This is a genomic window from Streptomyces sp. NPDC017993 (genome assembly GCF_044328065.1).
In the GTDB taxonomy this organism is placed as follows: domain Bacteria; phylum Actinomycetota; class Actinomycetes; order Streptomycetales; family Streptomycetaceae; genus Streptomyces.
The window spans coordinates 283,242-300,724 of record NZ_JBIRGO010000001.1 but is presented as its reverse complement, the minus strand read 5'-3'; the positions used below and the strand labels follow the sequence as shown (position 1 = coordinate 300,724).

The window sequence follows — 17,483 nt, the reverse complement described above, 5'->3', positions numbered from 1 at the left end:
GCACCGTCACCTGCTGTCGCGGGCTCGCCACCGAGAGGACCCCTCAGGCATCTGGAGGACCCGTCGTACGCTGCCTGACATGACCGATCTTCCCGCGCACCAGGACACTCCGGACGACGACGCCCCCGCCGGCGCCGCCGACCGCCACACCGACGCTGCTGCCGCCCGCGCGTTCCACGACCTGCTGCGCGGGCTGCGGGTCTGGGAGAACGAGTTGCCGGCGTTCGACCCGTCCCGTGCGCCGGCGGAGCCTCTGGCGCTCTTTCGTCAGTGGCTGCGGGAGGCCGCGGAGGCGGGGGTTCCCGAGCCGCACACGATGACACTGGCAACGGCCGACGCGACCGGCGACCCGTCCGTGCGGACGCTCATGCTGCACGACGCCGATGAGCAGGGCTGGCACTTCGCCTCACACCGCGGCAGCCGCAAGGGCCGTGAACTCGCCGCCCGGCCGCGGGCCGCCCTCGGCTTCTACTGGCCTGCGGTCGGACGCCAGGTACGCGTACGGGGCACGGTCACTACGGCGGGCCCTGAGGAGAGCGCGGCCGATCTCCACCGCCGGTCGACGGGGGCACTGGCCGCTGCGCTCGTCGGACACCAGAGCGAGGTGCTCTCCTCCACCGAGGAGCTCGACCGGGCCTCGGCCGCCGCCTGGGACCGTGCCCGGCGCGAGCCGGACGCCCCCGTCCCGAGCTGGACGCTCTACGTCCTGCACGCGGAAGAGGTCGAGTTCTTCCAGGGAGACGCACAGCGACGGCACATCCGCCTCAACTACCTTCGCGAGAAGGGTGGTTGGCAGCAGGAACTGCTGTGGCCTTGAGCCACGGCGCGCTTCACAGCTGCTGGTACATGATGTGCAGCCCCACATAGCCCTCGGTGGGGTGAAGGAAGCCTTCCGGGAGGGTGGCCACGATCTCGAAACCGAGGGACTTCCAGAGGGCGACGGCGCCGGTGTTGGTCTCCACGACCGCGTTGAACTGCATGGCGCGGTAGCCCTCGGCGCGCGCCCAGGCCAGTACGTGCTCACCCAGAGCCCGTCCGACGCCGCGCCCGCCGCCCTGCGGATCGACCATGAAGCTGGCGCCGGCGATGTGCGAGGCGCGGCCCATGTGATTGGGGTTCATCTTGGCCGTACCCAAAACCGTGCCTGATTCGTCGACGGCGACGACCGTACGGCCGGGCGGCTGGAGCATCCACAGCTCCCGGGCGGTCGACTCATCGAGGTCCTGCGGGTAGGTGTAGGTCTCCCCGGCGGCCACGATGGCGTGGAGGAAAGGCCAGATGGCGGGCCAGTCGGCCGCGGTCGCTTCACGAATCAGCACCATCCCAGCATGCCGCGCACACGAACGGCACGCCAACGCCATTTCGCACCGCCCCGGGGCCGGGGCCTGGCCGCCCGGGCCGGGGCCAGGCCAGACATAGCGCGGCCGGGGCCTGGGCCAGAGGTCGCGGGTGCACCCACCGGCCGGTGGGCTCTTCACGAATGACGTTCCCCGCCTCGGGATCACTCGGATCGCTCCAGATCGCTCGGCATCGCTCGGGCTCGCTCCGGATCACTCGGATCGCCCGTGATCGCTCGGGATCGCCCGTGATCTCTACGCGGGCCGAAAGACGGGGATTGCCAACCCGTCCTCGCCCGCAGTCCCTCCGTTGCCTGCCGCAGCCCCGCCGCCATTCACCGTCGCCCTCTCCGTACTCTCCGTACTCTCCGCCCTCTCCGCCCTCTCCGCGCGGAAGGACACCACGAGCGGCATACCGATCCGCAGGTCCGCCTCCGGGCAGTCGATGATCTCGGTCATCATCCGAGGGCCCTCCGCAAGGTCGACCACGGCCGCGACGTAAGGGACCCGGCCCCCGAAAGGCGGCAGGTCGTTACGGTGCACGACGGACCACGTGTAGAGGGTGGCGCGACCCCCGGCCGTCTCCCAGCTGACGTCCTCGCTCCAGCAGTACGGACAGAATTCCCGCGGGTAGTGGTGAGCGGCCCCGCACCCTCGGGCATGGCACCGGCGCAGCAACAACCGCCCCTCGGCCGCCGCCTCCCAGTACGGCCGGGTGAAGGCATCCACCTCCGGCAGATCGAACCGCACCGCACTCCCCATTCGCCCTCCTCCGACGCCCGCCTTCACCGACACCGACCGCCGACACCGACCACCGAGACCGTCGCCTGAGCCTCCCGGACAGGGGCGTCCCGCGCGGGATCTCCCCACCCCGAGCGCCTGCTCACAGGAACGTTCCCACCACGGCGTCCAGCGACCAGACCTGCCAGCTCATCGCGAAGAGGGCCACCAGGGAGATCAGCGCCATCATCGCGTTCTGCCCCTGCTCCGCCCAGTCGTGGATCATCAGCACGAGGTAGATCAGATTGAGCAGCAGACCGGCGACCAGCGCGACCGGCGTGAGGAAGCCCAGCACGAGGCCGAGCCCCAGTGCGAGTTCCGCGTAGGCGACGACGTACGCCATCGCCTTCGGGCGCGGACGCACGACTCTGTCGAAACCTCCGCGCACGACATCCCAGCGGTGCTTACCCGCCACCTCCGCCGCCCAGGCGATGCCCTTGCCCTCGAACCAGTCCTTCTTGTCCTTGTGCCGCCAGCTCTCCAGCCACCACAGACCGAGACCTATACGGAGCACGGCCTGCCATTCGGCGCCGTCGAGCCAGATCGTTTGCATCCCGCACGCCCTTCCCGCTGACCCACCCGAGACTGGGAACCACATGGCACAACCACACAGTGCCCATGCCACCCGCTCGTTTCTGACGGTACGTCAGTTCAGCCGAAGCCGTCGCGCTGCGCAAGAGGGCGAGCACCACCACCCGCACGCCAACTGCCCTGAAGCGCAGCCCGCACCACCCCCGCCAACCCACCCCACCAATCCACCCCGGTCCCGCGATTCGCGGAGCGCACCTCCCGCCACTCGACACACGCCGCACGACGCCCGGCCCGACGCGCAGCCGCATCACCCCCCACGCCCCCTACCGGCCGCCCCGGACCTCCAAGGGCGCCGCCCGGAGTCACGACCGGACCCCCCGAAGCCCCCCGAAGTCCCACCAAGCGCAGCCCGGGGGTTCCGCCGCCCGCCCGTCGCGGGAAAGCTTTACCGTGCAGCCCCATTCCTGACGGGCCGTCAGTTCAGTAATCTGACTATGCGTCAGGTCAAGTAATGAGAGCCGTCACACAGGAGCGGGCGTCTGCGATGCTTGGATCGACTCACGGCACCCTCACCACGCACTCCCGGCCGGCCCGCGTCGTGGCCTGTGGGGAGCAACCACCACACACCGTCCATGGCGTGCGCGACCCGCTCGACGGTAGCGGCGGGCAGCGCGCCGACGAAGCGGTCGACCTCGACGTCAGCGGCCGCCCGCTGCACGCCGTGGTGCCCGATCTGGACCGCTTCTTCCGGCCCGGTTCGGTGGCGGTCATCGGCGCCTCGGACAGCGAAGGCCGCCCCAACGCCGGCATCACCAGGCAGCTGATCGACTGGGCGGAGCGCGTCGGCGCCCGGCTCCACCCTGTCAACCCGGGCCGTTCCCACGTCTTCGGCCTGCCCTGCCACGCCGCCGTCGGCGACCTGCCGGAACCGGTCGACCTGGGCGTCGTACTGGTCGCCGACCCCGTGCCGGTCATCGAGCAACTCGCCGAGGCCAAGGTGAAGTTCGCGGTCGCCTTCGCCTCCGGCTTCGCCGAGACCGGCGCCGACGGTGCGGCCGCCCAGGCCCGGCTGACCGAGGCCGTCGAGCGCTCCGGACTGCGGCTGCTCGGCCCGAACACCAACCTCAACGCCTTCGAGAAGTTTCGCGACGACCTGGACGGTCCGGCCATCGCCCTGATCACCCAGTCCGGCCACCAGGGCCGCCCGGTCTTCACGCTCCAGGAACTCGGCATCCGCCTCTCCCACTGGGCCCCGACCGGCAACGAGGCCGATTTGGAGACCGCCGACTTTCTCTCCTACTTCGCCTCCCGCCCCGAGGTCGGCGCCATCGCCGCATACGTGGAAGGTCTCAAGGACGGCCGCAGCTTTCTGCTCGCCGCCGACCGCGCTGCCCGCAACAAGGTGCCCGTCGTCGCCGTGAAGGTCGGCCGTACCGAGACCGGCGCCCGCACCGCCGCCTCACACACCGGCAAGCTCACCGGCGCGGACGGTGTGGTGGACGCCGCGATGCGGCAGTTCGGCGTGATCCGGGTGGACGGCCTCGACGAACTCCAGGACACCGCGGCGCTGCTGGCCCGCGCCAAGAAGCCCACCGCCGAGGGCGTCGCCGTCTATTCGATCTCCGGCGGCACCGGTGCGCACTTCGCCGACCTGGCGACCGCCGCGGGACTGCGGCTGCCGGCCCTCCCGGACGCCAAGCAGAGCGAGCTGCACCAGTGGATACCGGACTATCTGCACGTCGCCAATCCCATCGACAACGGCGGCCACCCGGTCGGTGACTGGCGAGGACGCAAGATCATCGACGCGATCCTCGCCGACCCGTCCATCGGCGTGCTGATCTGCCCGATCACCGGGCCGTTCCCGCCCATGAGCGACAAGCTCGCGAAGGATCTGGTGGAGGCGGCGGAGCAGACCGACAAGCTGGTGTGCGTGGTGTGGGGCTCGCCGGTCGGCACCGAGGACGCCTACCGCACCACCCTCCTGGGCTCCTCGCGGGTGGCGACCTTCCGCACCTTCGGCAACTGCATCACCGCCGTCCGCGCCTATCTCGACCACCACCGCTTCACCGCCGGCTACCGCTCCCCCTTCGACGACGCCCCGCGCGTGCCGTCGCCCTCCGCCCGCAAGGCGCAGGCACTGATCCGTCCCGGCCGGCAGCTCAGTGAGCACGCGGGCAAGCAGCTGCTGCGCGCCTACGGCATCCGCGTCCCCCGCGAACAGCTGGTGACCAGCGCCGCGGCGGCCGTACGGGCGGCGAGCCTGGTCGGCTATCCGGTGGTCATGAAGGCATCGGGCCCGCAGCTGGGGCACAAGAGCGAACTCGGGCTCGTGAAGATCGCGCTGACCTCCGCCAGCCAGGTCCGCGACGCCTACCGCGAACTCACCGACATCGCCCGCTACGAGGCCATCCCGCTGGACGGTGTCCTGGTCTGCCAGATGGTCGAACCGGGTGTCGAGATGGTCGTGGGCGTCACCCACGACAGCCTCTTCGGCCCGACGGTGACGGTCGGCCTCGGCGGGGTGTTGGTGGAAGTGCTGCGCGATGTCGCGGTGGGGGTACCGCCCTTCGGGGAGGACCACGCCCGCGCGATGCTCGGTGAGCTGCGCGGCCACGCCCTGCTGGAAGGCGTACGCGGCGCCCCGCCCGCGGACGTCGACGCGCTCGTCGAAGTCGTACTGCGCGTGCAGCGCATGGCACTCGAACTGGGCGACGACCTTGCGGAGCTGGACATCAACCCGCTGGTCGTACTGCCGCGCGGGCAGGGCGCCGTGGCTCTCGACGCGCTCGCCATCTGCCACTGAGCGCGCCGACGGGAGGGCAGCCGCGGCCACTTCACAGGCACCAGAGACAGCAGAAGCGACAACCGCACCCGCACTGCCCGCAGCACCCGCACCACGCGCGCTGACGACTGAGCACAGCCCCACCGCAAGCTCCCCGACCGCACCTCTTGGAGCCGCTCCCCCATGACGCCCTCCCCCGGACCGAACAACGCCCCCGTCGACTCATTGGTACTCCATGCCACTGACAACGGCGTCTCGTGGATCACGCTCAACCGGCCCTCCGCGATGAACGCCGTCACCTGGGACCAGCGCGAACGCATCATCGGCCTGCTGGCCGACGCCTCGGCGGACCCGGACGTACGAGCCGTCGTGATCACCGCAACCGGCAAGGGATTCTGTGCCGGGGCGGACCTGCGCGGATCCCCCTCGACCGGTGACCGGGTGGCGGGCGATGTCGCCCGGATGATCCGGCGCGGCGCCCAGCGCTTCATCGCCGCGGTGCAGGACTGCGAGAAGCCCGTCATCGCCGCCGTCAACGGCACCGCGGCCGGCCTCGGCGCGCATCTCGCGTTCGCCTGCGACCTGGTGCTCGCCGCCGAATCGGCGCGTTTCGTCGAGGTGTTCGTACGCCGCGGGCTGGTACCGGACGGCGGCGGGGCCTATCTCCTGCCGCGGCTGATCGGCCCGCAGCGCGCCAAGGAGCTGATGTTCTTCGGCGACGCACTGCCGGCAGCCGAGGCGGAGCGTCTGGGACTGGTCAACCGGGCCGTCCCGGATGGTGAGTTGGCGAAGACCGCACGGGAGTGGGCAGAACGGCTGGCGGCCGGCCCTACCCGTGCGCTCGCGCTCACCAAACAGCTGGTCAACGCGTCGCTGGACACCGACCGGGCCGCGGCCTTCGCCGCGGAGGCAACCGCCCAGGAGATCAACATGGCCACCGCGGACGCGCAGGAGGGCGTGGCGTCCTTCGTCGAACGCCGCTCTCCGACGTACCGGGGGCAGTAGGCCGACGGCGTACGGGCCCGAAGCGCACCGACGGCGCACGCGCCCGAGTCGCACGGCCGGAAGCGGCGGCGCAACCCTCCGGGAAGGCGGACGGACGGCCCCCACCGTCATCGGCCACCGACATCAGCACCGACGCCTTCGCTCCCCCGCCCACGGCCGTCCTCGCTCCCCCGGCTCGCAGCCGACGATGACGTGGACGGTCGTTCTTCTCCCTGTGTGCCTGCCACGCGCGCCTGTCCGTGGCTCGTCGGCGCCGGGCTGCCCGTGGCCGCGCCGGCCCACACCAGCAGTCCGGCCGCGAGGACGCCGGCCCGGACGGCGTCGCCGAGCCTGTCAGTTGACTTCATCGTCGACTCCCGTGTCCGCCGGCCCCGCACCGGAGCCGTTCACTCGGAACACGGATGACGCCCCGCCCTCGTATGACACCGGTCGGGGTGACCCGGATCACCCCGTGCTCGCGCCCGCCTCGCCCTCGCTTCCCCGCGATCACGTCTCCTCGGCGCCACAGACCGGCACCTCGCGGGTGTTGCGCGTACGCACCCCGGGCAGCCAGCCCGCCACGCCCTCCGCGCTGCGCACCCGATACCAGCGCGTGGAGGTCACGCCCGCTTCGTCACGGACCAGCCGGCCGTCGGTGATCACACACCGCGCGGCGAGCGCATCGCCGTGCCAGACCCGGCCGGCGGCGTTGTCCCGCGCCGCGTACTTGGCGTACGGATCCTTGGCCAGCCGCAGCGCGCACTCCAGGGAGCGGGTCGCGCGGCAGGCCGACTCGCTGTTGTAGACGGTGAGCGGCACCGTCGGACCGGTGGCAGCCGGTTGGGAGGTGCCGGCGCCCGCCCGCACCAGCCACCACACACCCAGCGCCACGGCAGCGACCGTCGCCGCGACCGTGAGTGCGATGACGTACGGGTGGCGGCGCGGCAGTGTGACCACAGCGGGCGCCGCCGCCTCCACGCCCGGCTCCTTGATGCGGGCCCACAGTCCCGGCGGCATCTCGATCTGCTCGTCGGCGCGGCGCAACCGCTCACGCAGCAGCGCCTCGGCGTCGTCCCCGAAACCGTCTCCCTGACCGCCGTCGAAGCCCCGGCGCCCGCCGCCATGGGCTCCGCCGCCGCCACCGAGGCCGTCGTCCGCCTCCGAACCGCCCTCGGGCCCGTTCGCGCCGCCCTTCGCCTCGCCGCCGTACCTCGGCCCCGCGCCCACCGTGTCGCTCACCTCCCCGCCCGTCCGTGCTCCGATTCAACGAGGTAGGCGCGCAGCCTGTCCAACGCGCGGGCCCGGTGCCGGGCGGCCGTACCGCGGTGCACCTTCATGATCTTCGCGGCTTGGTCGATGGTGTACCCGTCGAGGTCCACGAGGATGACGATGCCGGCCTGGCGATGCGACAACCGCCCCAATAACCGGACCACTTCCAGCTCGGCCTGTCGTCGGCCCACGCCGCCGTCCCAGCCACCGGACGCCGCGCCGAGGCCGGCTCCCGCACCGCCGGACACCCCGCCCGCGCCGACCTCTTCGACGCCTTCCAGCGTGTCGACCAGCACCTGGCGGCGGTCCTTGCGGTAGGCATCGCGGGCGACGTTGAGCACGGCGGTGAAGGCGTAGGCGTACGGCTCCGGATGGGCCAGGAAGCGCTGCGGACGCGCGGCGAGTTTGAGGTACGCCTCATGCACCACATCCTCCGCGGACTGTCTCGAACCTGCCAGCATCACCGCCCGCCGGTAGAGCCGGGGCAACAGCCCGCAGAAGACCTCGTCGAAGGTGGGTGAGGCGGTGGACGAGGGTGACGACGGCGTCGCATCGGCCATGAACCGGAACTCTCCCCGTGCTTGGCTACGGGCGCGGCCGGGGTGGAAGCTACCCGTACGGATGGCAGCCAACCAGCAACCGAGCTGCCTGCCCCTCCGCATCCGCCGCCGGTCACCCCCTGGGCACCCTCAAACCACCCCTGCGGGTGGCCGCGCCCGAGAGCCCTCCCCCGGCCCTCCTTCTCGCCTCTGCCACGCGCCCTTCTCGCCCGCCCCTCGCCACCTCCCCGGGTCCCCTCCCTTCACATCTGACGCTGCATCAGATTCAATGAAGACATGATGGGACACGCGGGAATGGCGGCCACGGCCGTGCGGTATCTGCGCTCGGTCGGTGCGCCGACCACGTCCGCCGCGCCATCGGCGGCACCCTCCGCCACCCCGCTGCCGCGGCCTGCGCTGCGCGCGGTCCGCGACGGCGAGCGGGCGCCCGTGGACCCGCGTGAGTTCCGCACGGTCCTCGGGCACTTCGCCAGCGGCGTCACGGTCATCACGGCGCCGGGTGCGGACGGGCCCGCGGGCTTCGCCTGCCAGTCGTTCGCCTCGCTCTCCCTCGACCCGCCCCTGGTGACGTTCATGGTGGCGCGTACCTCGACAACCTGGCCGCGGATCGCCCGCGCCGGCGTCTTCTGCGTCAATGTTCTGGGTGCCGAACAGGGCGAGCTGTGCCGCGGGTTCGCGGTCAGCGGGGGCGACAAGTTCGCCGGTGTCCCGTACGTGGCGGCCCCGGTGACCGCCTCACCCCGTTTGCCGGGCGTCCCCGCCTGGGTCGACTGCACGATCCAGGCGGTGCACACCGGTGGCGACCATCTCATCGTGGTCGGCCGCGTCGAGGCTCTCGGCGCGGACCCGGCCGCCGCGGAGGCCGGCCCGCTCCTCTTCCACCGGGGCGCCTTCGGCCGCTTCAGCGCCTGACCGGCACACCCGGCACGCCCACCGCCCGCAACTCGACCCGCTCACCTTCCCCGGGTGCAGCCTCCGCGTGCACCTACCGCGCGTCCTCCACCCGCTTTCTCCGGATGACCAGGGCCATCAGGGCGGCGACGGCGCACAGGGCACCGGAGGCGTACCAGACCGGGTCGTAGCTGCCGAAGGTGTCGCGCACCAGGCCGCCGACGAAGGCGATGGCGGCGGCGCCGACCTGGTGGGCGGCCAGGACCCAGCCGAAGACGATCGCGCTGTCCTCGCCGTAGTACTCGCGGCACAGGGCGAGGGTCGGCGGGACCGTCGCGACCCAGTCCAGGCCGTAGAAGACGATGAAGAAGAGCATCGGCGGACGAACGGTGTCCGTGAGCAGCAGCGGCAGGAACATCAGGGACACACCGCGCAGGCCGTAGTAGACGGCGAGCAGCCGGCGGGTGTCGAAGCGGTCGGTGAACCAGCCCGAGGCGATCGTGCCGGCGATGTCGAAGACACCGATCACCGCGAGCAGTGAGGCGGCCGCCGTCATCGGCATGCCGTGGTCGTGTGCGGCAGGCACGAAGTGGGTCTTGACCAGGCCGTTCGTCGTGGCGCCGCAGATCGCGAAGGTGCCGGCCAGCAGCCAGAACGGGCCCGCCGGTGTCCCTCCGCCCGAGCGGAGCCGGGAGGGGAGGGCCGCCGAGGCGAGGGCCCGCACCGCGCGCCGGGCCGCACCCCGCTGCGGGGGCGGCTTCGGCACGAACTCCGTCGCGCCGTACGGCGCGAGGCCCACATCCGCGGGGTGGTCCCGCAGCAGCAGCCACACCAGGGGGACGACCGCGACGGCCGCGAGGGCGACGGTCACGGCGGCCGGGCGCCAGTCGTGCCGGTCGACGATCCAGGACAGGACCGGGAGGAAGACCAACTGCCCCGAGGCGCCGCCCGCGGTGAGGATGCCGGTGACCAGGCCGCGCCGCTCGGTGAACCAGCGGCCGGTGACCGTCGCGGCGAAGGCCAGTGCCATCGAGCCGCTGCCCAGGCCGACCAGGACGCCCCAGTAGAGGACGAGTTGCCAGCTGCTGGTCATGAAGACGGTCAGCGCCGCGCCGGCCGCGATCACCGACAGGGCGGCGGCGACCACCCGCCGGATGCCGAAGCGGTCCATCAGGGCGGCGGCGAACGGCGCGGTGAGGCCGTACAGCGCGAGGTTCACCGAGACCGCGAAGCCGATGGTGCCGCGCGACCAGTGGAACTCGGCGTGCAGCGGCTCGACGAGGAGGCCGGGGAGGGAGGCGAAACCGGCCGCCCCGATGATCGTGAGGAAGGTGACGGCGGCCACCGCCCAGGCCCGGTGCGGGCGCCGGCGGCGCGGCGCCGGGACGCGCGGCGCGGCCTCGGGAGCCGCGGCCTCGGGAGCCGCGGCGCCAGGAGCCGTGGCGTCGGGGGCCGCCCGTTCCGTCGAGCCCGCGACGGTCAGGGGCAGTTCGGGTATCTGGGTCACCCGAGCAGCTTGGCCGTGGCGCCCGGCCGGAACGAGTGGCCAGAGGGCCATGGTTCGCCAGGATCGGGCCAGTAGGTGGCCGGACCGAGGCTGGTGGGGACGATAGAACGACAGGGTACGGAGCGGCAGAGGTGGGAGGGGAGGGAGACGTGATGGACGAGAAAGGGTACGTGCTCCGGCCGATCGGGTGGGTCGAGTCGCCGTTGACGGACCGCGCCACGGCACCGAAGCAGGGCGACGAGGGCGCGCCCGATGCCTGGCTGGTGTTCTCCCCCGGCGTCCGCGAGGGCTTGCGCGATCTGCGGGTGGGCGCGGAGATCATCGTGCTGACCTGGCTCGATCGTGCGCATCGCGACGTTTTGGTGGTCCACCCGCGCGGGGAGGAACTGCGCCCGGAGACGGGGGTGTTCCTCACCCGCTCACCCGACCGGCCGAACCCGGTCGGGCTGCACCGGGTGACTGTCGCGGCGTTCGACGGCCTGCGGGTGCGCGTACGGAATCTGGAGGCGCTGGACGCCACGCCCGTCATCGATGTGAAGCCCGTGCTCGACCCGGGGGCCGAGCGGTGAGGCCGGCCCTGCGCCTCCTCAGTCGAAGGTGAGCACCCCCCGCGCCACCCGGCCGTGGTACGCGTCGTCCGCCGCCTTCGCGAAGTCCTCGACGGGGTAGGTCTCGGTCACCAACTCGTCGAGCAGCAGCCGCCCTTCGCGATACAGCGCGGCGTACAGCGCGATGTCCCGCTGTGGCCGCGAGGAGCCGTAGCGGCAGCCCAGGATCGACTTGTCCAGATACATCGACGAGACCAGGAACGACGCCTCCGCGGTGGCCGGCGGCACGCCCAGCAGCACCGCCTGACCGTGCCGGTCGAGCAGATCGATCGCCTGCCGGATCAGCCGCGTGCTGCCCACGCACTCGAAGGCGTGGTCGGCTCCGGTCGGCAGGATCTCCCGGACCGCTCTGACGCTGTCCCCCACCGCCGACGCGTCGAGGAAGTGCGTCGCCCCGAACTGCCGTGCCACCGCCTCCTTCGCGGGGTTGGTGTCGACCGCGACGATCGTCGACGCCCCGGCGAGGCGTGCGCCCTGGAGCACGTTGAGCCCGATGCCTCCGGTGCCGATCACCACGACCGAGTCGCCGCGGTCCACCTTCGCGCGGTTGAGCACCGCCCCGACCCCGGTCAGCACGCCGCACCCGATGAGCGCCGCGGACGTCAGCGGAACGTCCGGGGCGATCTTCACCGCCTGCACGGCCTTGACGACGGTGCGCTCCGCGAACGCCGAGTTCGACGCGAACTGGAACAGCTCCGTCCCTCCCCGGCGGAACGGCCTCCCCGGCATCCCGATCGCCTTCCGGCACATCGTCGGCCGACCCCGGTCGCACTCCGCGCAGGCCCCGCAGTTCGCCAGCGTCGACAGCGCGACGTGGTCGCCGGGGACCACATGGCCGACGCCGGCACCGACGGCCTCGACCACCCCCGCCCCCTCGTGCCCCAGCACCACCGGCACCGGAAAGGGGATCGTCCCGTCGACCACCGACAGATCGCTGTGGCAGAGACCGGCCGCCCGGATACCGACGAGCACCTCGCCGGGGCCCGGGTCGCGCACCTCCAGATCGTCCACGACCCGGGGCTGCTCACCGTCGAAAATGACGCCTCTCATCACCGCTCCACTCTGGGCAGGCCGAGCACGCGCTCGGCGATGATGTTGCGCTGGATCTCGTCCGAGCCGCCGTAGAGGGTGTCGGCCCGGGTGAACAGGAACAGCCGCTGCGTCGGGTCCAGCGCGTACGGCGTCCCGGCGGTCCAGTCCGCGGGCCCCAGTGCGGCGGCAGCCCCGCGCACGCGCATCGCCAGCTCCCCGAGGCGTTGGTGCCAGCCGCCCCACAGCAGTTTCGCCACGCTCGGCGCTCCCGCGTCACCGGCCGCGCCCAGGGTCCGTAGCGCGTTCCACCGCATGACCTTCAACTCGGCCCACTGGCACACCAATTGGTCGCGCAACACCGGATCACGGACCGCCCCGGAGCGGATCGCGGCCTCGACGACCTCTCCCAGCTCGGCCGCGAATCCGATCTGCTGGACGAGGGTCGAGACGCCGCGCTCCCGCGCCAGCAGCCCCATCGCCACCCGCCAGCCGTCCCCCTCCGCGCCGACCACATGCGCGGCCCGCACCACGGCCCCGTCGAAGAACACCTCGTTGAACTCGGCCGTCCCCGACATCTGGCGGATCGGCCGCACCTCGATCCGCCCCGGCTGGTCCATCGCCACCAGCAGGAAGGACAGGCCCCGGTGCCGCCGCTCGCGGGGATCGGTCCGCGCCAGGACGAAGCACCAGTCGGCCTCCGCGGCCAGCGAGGTCCAGATCTTCTGCCCGGTGACCCGGTAGACGTCGCCGTCCCGGACGGCGACGGTCCGCACTCCGGCCAGGTCGGAGCCGGCGTCGGGCTCGCTGTATCCCTGGCACCACAGCTCCTCACCTCGCGCGACGGGCGGCAGGAAGCGTCGCTTCTGCGCGTCGTCCCCGTACGCGAGGAGAGTGGGCGCCAGCAGGTTCTCCCCGATGTGCCCCACCCGCCCCGGGGCTCGCGCCGTGGCGTACTCCTCGGCCCACACGACCTGCTGCGTCAGCGTCGCCGTGCGATTTCCGTACGCCTCGCTCCAGCCGAGTCCGATCCAGCCGCCGGACCCCAGCTCGCGTTCCCACTCCCGGCGCGCCCGCGGGGCCTCGTGCTCGCTGCCGGGCCCGCCACGCCCCGCCGCGTCCGCGTACGCGCCCACGAGATGCTCGCGCAGCCACCGCCGCGCCTCCCCCCTGAATTCCTCGTCCTCACCTGCGAACCCGAAGTCCACGTCGGCCTCCCGCCGCCGCCCGCGCTCTGCGCGGGTCCCGCTCCTCCCGCGGCCCCGCGCCGCCTCCGGCGGGCGCATGGACATCGCGGACACGCCCTAGGCGTTGGGCCGTGCCTTCTCCGCGGCGGCCGCCGCCATCGCCGCGACCTGCGCCAGCATCGGCATCGGGTCCGTCCCGACCGACCCCGGCAGCACCTCGCCGATCCGTTCCGGTGTCCATCCGCCGCCCTCGGCGTACACCGACCGCAGCTCCCTCGGCTGCGCCCAGACCGCGATCTTCGGGCCCGCGACGGTATAGACCTGCCCGGTGATGCCCTCCTCGCGGGCCCGCTCGCTCAGCAGATAGACGACCAGGGCCGCCACGTCCTCCGGCTCCCCGATCTCCGTCAGCTCCATCGGCACATTCGCCGACATCCGCGTGCGGGCGACCGGTGCCACCGCGTTGGCCGTGACGCCGTACTTGTGCAGCCCCAGCGCCGCGCTGCGCACCAGCGAGATGATCCCGCCCTTGGCGGCCGAGTAGTTGGCCTGGGACACGCTGCCCTGGTGATTGCCGCTGGTGAAGCCCACCAGCGTGCCCGAGCCCTGCCGGCGCATCACCGCGCTCGCCGCCTTGAAGACGGTGAAGGTGCCCTTCAGGTGGGTGGCGACGACCGGGTCCCACTCCTCCTCGGACATGTTGAACAGCATCCGCTCCCGCAGGATCCCCGCGACGCACACCACCCCGTCGATCCGGCCGTACTGCGCCAGCGCGGTGTCCACGATCCGCTGCCCGCCCGCCATGGTGGACACATCGTCGGCGACCGCCGTCGCGATGTGGCCGGCCGCCTCGATCTCCTTCACCACGGATTCGGCGACCTCGCTGCTCGGTTCGCCGCCCTCGATCGAGACCCCGTAGTCGTTGACGACGACCTTCGCCCCCTGCGCCGCGCAGGCGAGGGCGACCGCCCGGCCGATGCCGCGCCCCGCCCCCGTCACGGCGATCACCTTGCCGGCCAAGAAGTTCCCCATGTCGCGCCCCTTCCCGCAGTTTCTGACGGACCGTTAGATTTTTGAGCAGACCCGGTCCGAACACAAGACCCGGGGCCGAACCCGCCAAGGAGGGCCCATGCCCCTGCCGCAGGAGTTCCACGAGATCGCCGAGCGCGTGAACAATTGGGGCCGTTGGGGGCCCGAGGACGAGATCGGCACCCTGAACCTGATCACCGAGCAGGCCGTACGGGACGCCGTCGGCTGCGTACGCACCGGCCGGCGCATCCCGCTCGCCCTGCTGCTCCGACAGGACGGCGTACAGACCGGCATGATCCCGGGCCGGGTCAATCCGCTGCACACCATGACCGCCATCAACCAGGAGATCTTCGGCCCCGGCACGGTCGCCACCTCGGACGACGCGGTCACCATGGGCCTGCAGGCCGCCACCCACTGGGACGGCCTCACCCATGTGTCGTACGCCGGCCGGCTCTACAACAACCGCCCGGCCGACTCCGTCACCGCGCACGCCGGTGCCACGCGTCTCGGCATCGAGAAGGCCACCCCGATCGCCTCCCGCGGCGTCCTCCTCGACGTGGCGCGCGCCCACGGCAGCGACCGGCTGCCGGGCGGACACGCCGTCACCCCCGAAGACCTGGACGCCGCCGAGGAGTTGGCGGGCACCACGGTGCGCGCGGGCGACCTCGTCCTCGTACGGACCGGTCAGGTGCAGCACTACCTCGCCGGCGACCGCGAGGCGTACGCGTTCCCTTCCCCCGGCCTGTCGGTGCGCACCCCGGAGTGGTTCCACTCCCGCGATGTCGCGGCCGTCGCCAACGACACCCTGACCTTCGAGATCTTCCCGCCGGAGATCGAGAACCTGTGGCTGCCGGTGCACGCCCTCCATCTGGTCGAGATGGGCATGCTCCAGGGTCAGAACTGGAATCTGGAGGAGCTGTCCACGGCCTGCGCGGAGCGGGGCAGCGGCACGTTCTTCCTGTCCGCGATGGCCGAACCGTTCGTCGGGGGGTCCGGCACGCCCGTCGCGCCCGTCGCCGTGCTCTGACCCGCCGGGCCACAGGGCACACCCCGCGACGCCCGGTCGGGCGCATCACCTCAGGCGCGACGCGTCATGACACGAGGCGCTTCGTACGCCCCCAGATCCGCGCCCGCCGCCATCAGCAACGGCTGCCCCCGGTCGACCTCGCACCAGATCCGCTTGCCGGCGCCCTCGTGCTGCCAGCCCCAGCGGTCCGCGAGTCCGTCGACCAGTTCGAGGCCGCGGCCGTTGGTGTCGTCGCCCTCGGCGTGCCGCTGGCGTGGTGGCCGGGCGCTGGCGTCGGCCACTTCGACGCGGACCGTGCCGACCACGGCACCCGAGCCGGAGAAGCACATCCGCAGCTCGGCCGGGGAGCCGGTGTGCACCACGGCGTTCGTGACGAGCTCGGAGATCAACAGGATCAGCGTCTCCGCCAAGGGCTCGTCGGCTCCTATTCCGGACCCCACGAGCCGCGAACGGGCCCACCGTCGGGCCCGCCCCACCTCCGCGGGGTCGGGCCGCACCTCCAACTGCACCTGAAGCACCTGCACCGCTCACACCATCCGAACCGGCGGAAACATCGCCTCGCGCCTCCACGGAGTCACGGTGCGTGACCCCGGCGAAGCACAGCATGGTTGACGTTCAGTCACCGCAACAAGCGCTTCGGGCATATTCCAGCGCAAGGGAGTATGCGTGCTGCATACTGTGCGACGCACTTTGCGGGGAGTCGAACACGGGGAAATACCGGGCCCCGGCCCGAAACGAGCGGTGTGCAGTCCGCATCCCGGAGCCGTCCTACCGACGGCACCGCGGTCGTTGCGCCACAGAACCACTCGCACCCAACGGAGCGTACCCGAGGCAAGGCGTGACTCCCCCCTGTGACGAGTCACACCTAGGACACAACCCGATATCGACTGTCCGTGACCACTTATGTGTAGTGAGTCCGACATTTCGCACACAGGTTGCGTGAGTCTGACATGGACGGTCATTCGGCATCACCACCCGCGGTCAGTGGCCGGTCGTCACGCCACGAGCCCCTCGGCGAGCAGCTGCTCCGCCTCGCGCGCGGTACCCCAGCTCTCGGCCCGCAGCCAGGCACGCTTGAGATGCAGATGGACGTCCGCCTCCCAGGTGAAGCCCATCCCGCCGTGCACCTGGAGGCAGTCCCTGGCGTTGCGCACCGCGGCGTCGTCGGCGAGCAGCTTCGCCCCGGTGACCTCCAGCGCCCCTTCCGTCACGGCCGCCGCATAGACCGCACTCCTGGCGACTTCCGCGCGGACCAGCATCTGGGCGCACAGATGCTTGACCGCCTGGAACGAGCCGATCGCCGCACCGAACTGCTCACGCTCCCGCGCGTACGCCACCGCCATCTCGACGGTGCGGGCCGCGCTGCCCAGCTGCTGGGCGGCGGCGAGCAGGGCGGCCTCCCGGCGCAGCCGGGCCACGTCCAGCGGCAGCGGCGTGCCCTGCGGGCGGTCCGTGACGCGGGCGAGCGGCGTGAGGGGGTCGACGGACGTCAGCGAGGTACGGCTCACGGCCGGCGCGGCGCTGCGGTACGCCCCGCCGTCGCGGCCCGCGTCGGGCGACCCGTCCACCAAGATCAACTCATCGCAGTCGCACGGGTGCTCCCACAGCGTCGGGGCGGCCGCGGCGTCGCACAGCCCCACGATCCGCTCACCGGTCGCGGCGCCGTCCACCGTGCCCGCCAGCAGCTGGCAGGCGGCCAGCGGTCCCGGCAGCAGCGCCCGCCCGGCTTCCTCGAAGGCCAGCACCGCCTCCGGCAGGCCGAGCCCCACCCCGCCGGCCGCCTCCGGCAGCCGCAGGGCGAAGAAACCGGCGTCGCCCAGCTCGCGCCAGAGCGTCCGGTCCAGCGCGGGGTCGTCTACGGCGGCGCGCAGCCGGTCCCGGCCGAACCGGCCCGCCAGCAGCTCCCTGGTGCCGGCGCGCAACGCCTCTTGATCGTCGGTGAGGTGGAAGTCCACGGCGTGG

The 17,483-nt window shown here is 72.2% G+C and carries 17 protein-coding genes; 6 read left to right on the top strand and 11 right to left on the bottom strand.

Annotated features, from left to right (window positions below):
* Window positions 1–79 precede the first annotated feature (79 nt).
* On the top strand, window positions 80–817 hold the full coding sequence (locus tag ACH4FH_RS01485; protein WP_398553671.1) for a pyridoxal 5'-phosphate synthase: 738 nt from the start codon (window positions 80–82) through the stop codon (window positions 815–817).
* A gap of 13 nt (window positions 818–830) precedes the next feature.
* Here ACH4FH_RS01485 and ACH4FH_RS01480 read toward each other — a convergent pair whose 3' ends face one another.
* The 3 genes from ACH4FH_RS01480 to ACH4FH_RS01470 form a co-directional block, all read right to left on the bottom strand.
* Entirely contained in the window at window positions 831–1,322 is a 492-nt protein-coding gene (locus tag ACH4FH_RS01480) for a GNAT family N-acetyltransferase (protein ID WP_398553670.1), read from the bottom strand.
* 270 nt (window positions 1,323–1,592) lie between these two features.
* Window positions 1,593–2,099 (bottom strand): Zn-ribbon domain-containing OB-fold protein, encoded by a 507-nt coding sequence (locus ACH4FH_RS01475; RefSeq protein ID WP_398553669.1) that lies wholly within the window; start codon window positions 2,097–2,099, stop codon window positions 1,593–1,595.
* A gap of 121 nt (window positions 2,100–2,220) precedes the next feature.
* The gene (locus ACH4FH_RS01470) at window positions 2,221–2,670 is read right to left on the bottom strand and encodes a DoxX family membrane protein (protein ID WP_398553668.1); all 450 of its coding nucleotides are present in this window, start codon (window positions 2,668–2,670) and stop codon (window positions 2,221–2,223) included.
* 522 nt (window positions 2,671–3,192) lie between these two features.
* On the opposite strand from ACH4FH_RS01470, the gene ACH4FH_RS01465 reads away from it, so the two are divergent.
* Entirely contained in the window at window positions 3,193–5,451 is a 2,259-nt protein-coding gene (locus tag ACH4FH_RS01465; RefSeq protein WP_398553667.1) for an acetate--CoA ligase family protein, read from the top strand.
* Between the two features lie 162 nt (window positions 5,452–5,613).
* Complete coding sequence (locus ACH4FH_RS01460) at window positions 5,614–6,435, top strand: enoyl-CoA hydratase/isomerase family protein (protein ID WP_398553666.1); 822 nt, start codon at window positions 5,614–5,616, stop codon at window positions 6,433–6,435.
* Between the two features lie 486 nt (window positions 6,436–6,921).
* Here the strand turns inward: ACH4FH_RS01460 and ACH4FH_RS01455 are convergent, their stop codons facing one another.
* Together ACH4FH_RS01455 and ACH4FH_RS01450 are read right to left on the bottom strand one after the other, a co-directional pair.
* Window positions 6,922–7,653 (bottom strand): hypothetical protein, encoded by a 732-nt coding sequence (locus ACH4FH_RS01455; protein WP_398553665.1) that lies wholly within the window; start codon window positions 7,651–7,653, stop codon window positions 6,922–6,924.
* Complete coding sequence (locus ACH4FH_RS01450; protein ID WP_398553664.1) at window positions 7,650–8,243, bottom strand: RNA polymerase sigma factor; 594 nt, start codon at window positions 8,241–8,243, stop codon at window positions 7,650–7,652. Before ACH4FH_RS01450 ends, ACH4FH_RS01455 begins: the two co-directional genes overlap by 4 nt.
* Window positions 8,244–8,519: 276 nt before the next feature.
* Between ACH4FH_RS01450 and ACH4FH_RS01445 the strand changes: the two genes are divergently transcribed.
* Window positions 8,520–9,155: a flavin reductase family protein gene (locus tag ACH4FH_RS01445; protein WP_398553663.1), complete on the top strand. Its 636-nt coding sequence runs from the start codon at window positions 8,520–8,522 to the stop codon at window positions 9,153–9,155.
* 73 nt (window positions 9,156–9,228) lie between these two features.
* Here ACH4FH_RS01445 and ACH4FH_RS01440 read toward each other — a convergent pair whose 3' ends face one another.
* Window positions 9,229–10,641 (bottom strand): MFS transporter, encoded by a 1,413-nt coding sequence (locus ACH4FH_RS01440; RefSeq protein ID WP_398553662.1) that lies wholly within the window; start codon window positions 10,639–10,641, stop codon window positions 9,229–9,231.
* Between the two features lie 152 nt (window positions 10,642–10,793).
* Here ACH4FH_RS01440 and tsaA point away from each other — a divergent pair, with 152 nt between their 5' ends.
* Complete coding sequence (tsaA, locus tag ACH4FH_RS01435) at window positions 10,794–11,210, top strand: tRNA (N6-threonylcarbamoyladenosine(37)-N6)-methyltransferase TrmO (RefSeq protein ID WP_398553661.1); 417 nt, start codon at window positions 10,794–10,796, stop codon at window positions 11,208–11,210.
* Between the two features lie 18 nt (window positions 11,211–11,228).
* Here tsaA and ACH4FH_RS01430 read toward each other — a convergent pair whose 3' ends face one another.
* The 3 genes from ACH4FH_RS01430 to ACH4FH_RS01420 form a co-directional block, all read right to left on the bottom strand.
* A complete protein-coding gene (locus ACH4FH_RS01430) occupies window positions 11,229–12,299 on the bottom strand; it encodes a Zn-dependent alcohol dehydrogenase (RefSeq protein ID WP_398553660.1) in 1,071 nt (356 codons plus the stop codon).
* Entirely contained in the window at window positions 12,299–13,486 is a 1,188-nt protein-coding gene (locus ACH4FH_RS01425; protein ID WP_398553659.1) for an acyl-CoA dehydrogenase family protein, read from the bottom strand. The genes ACH4FH_RS01430 and ACH4FH_RS01425 overlap by 1 nt, the downstream gene beginning before the upstream one ends.
* A gap of 96 nt (window positions 13,487–13,582) precedes the next feature.
* Window positions 13,583–14,497, bottom strand: a complete 915-nt coding sequence (locus tag ACH4FH_RS01420) for an SDR family oxidoreductase (protein WP_398553658.1) — start codon at window positions 14,495–14,497, stop codon at window positions 13,583–13,585.
* 97 nt (window positions 14,498–14,594) lie between these two features.
* Here ACH4FH_RS01420 and ACH4FH_RS01415 point away from each other — a divergent pair, with 97 nt between their 5' ends.
* Entirely contained in the window at window positions 14,595–15,521 is a 927-nt protein-coding gene (locus ACH4FH_RS01415; RefSeq protein WP_398553657.1) for a cyclase family protein, read from the top strand.
* Between the two features lie 50 nt (window positions 15,522–15,571).
* Here ACH4FH_RS01415 and ACH4FH_RS01410 read toward each other — a convergent pair whose 3' ends face one another.
* Both ACH4FH_RS01410 and ACH4FH_RS01405 read right to left on the bottom strand, forming a co-directional pair.
* Window positions 15,572–16,045 carry an ATP-binding protein gene (locus ACH4FH_RS01410; RefSeq protein ID WP_398553656.1) on the bottom strand — a complete coding sequence of 158 codons (474 nt, stop codon included), beginning with the start codon at window positions 16,043–16,045 and terminating at the stop codon, window positions 15,572–15,574.
* A gap of 471 nt (window positions 16,046–16,516) precedes the next feature.
* Window positions 16,517–17,476, bottom strand: coding sequence for an acyl-CoA dehydrogenase family protein (locus ACH4FH_RS01405; RefSeq protein WP_398553968.1), 960 nt, complete (start codon window positions 17,474–17,476; stop codon window positions 16,517–16,519).
* Window positions 17,477–17,483 lie beyond the last annotated feature (7 nt).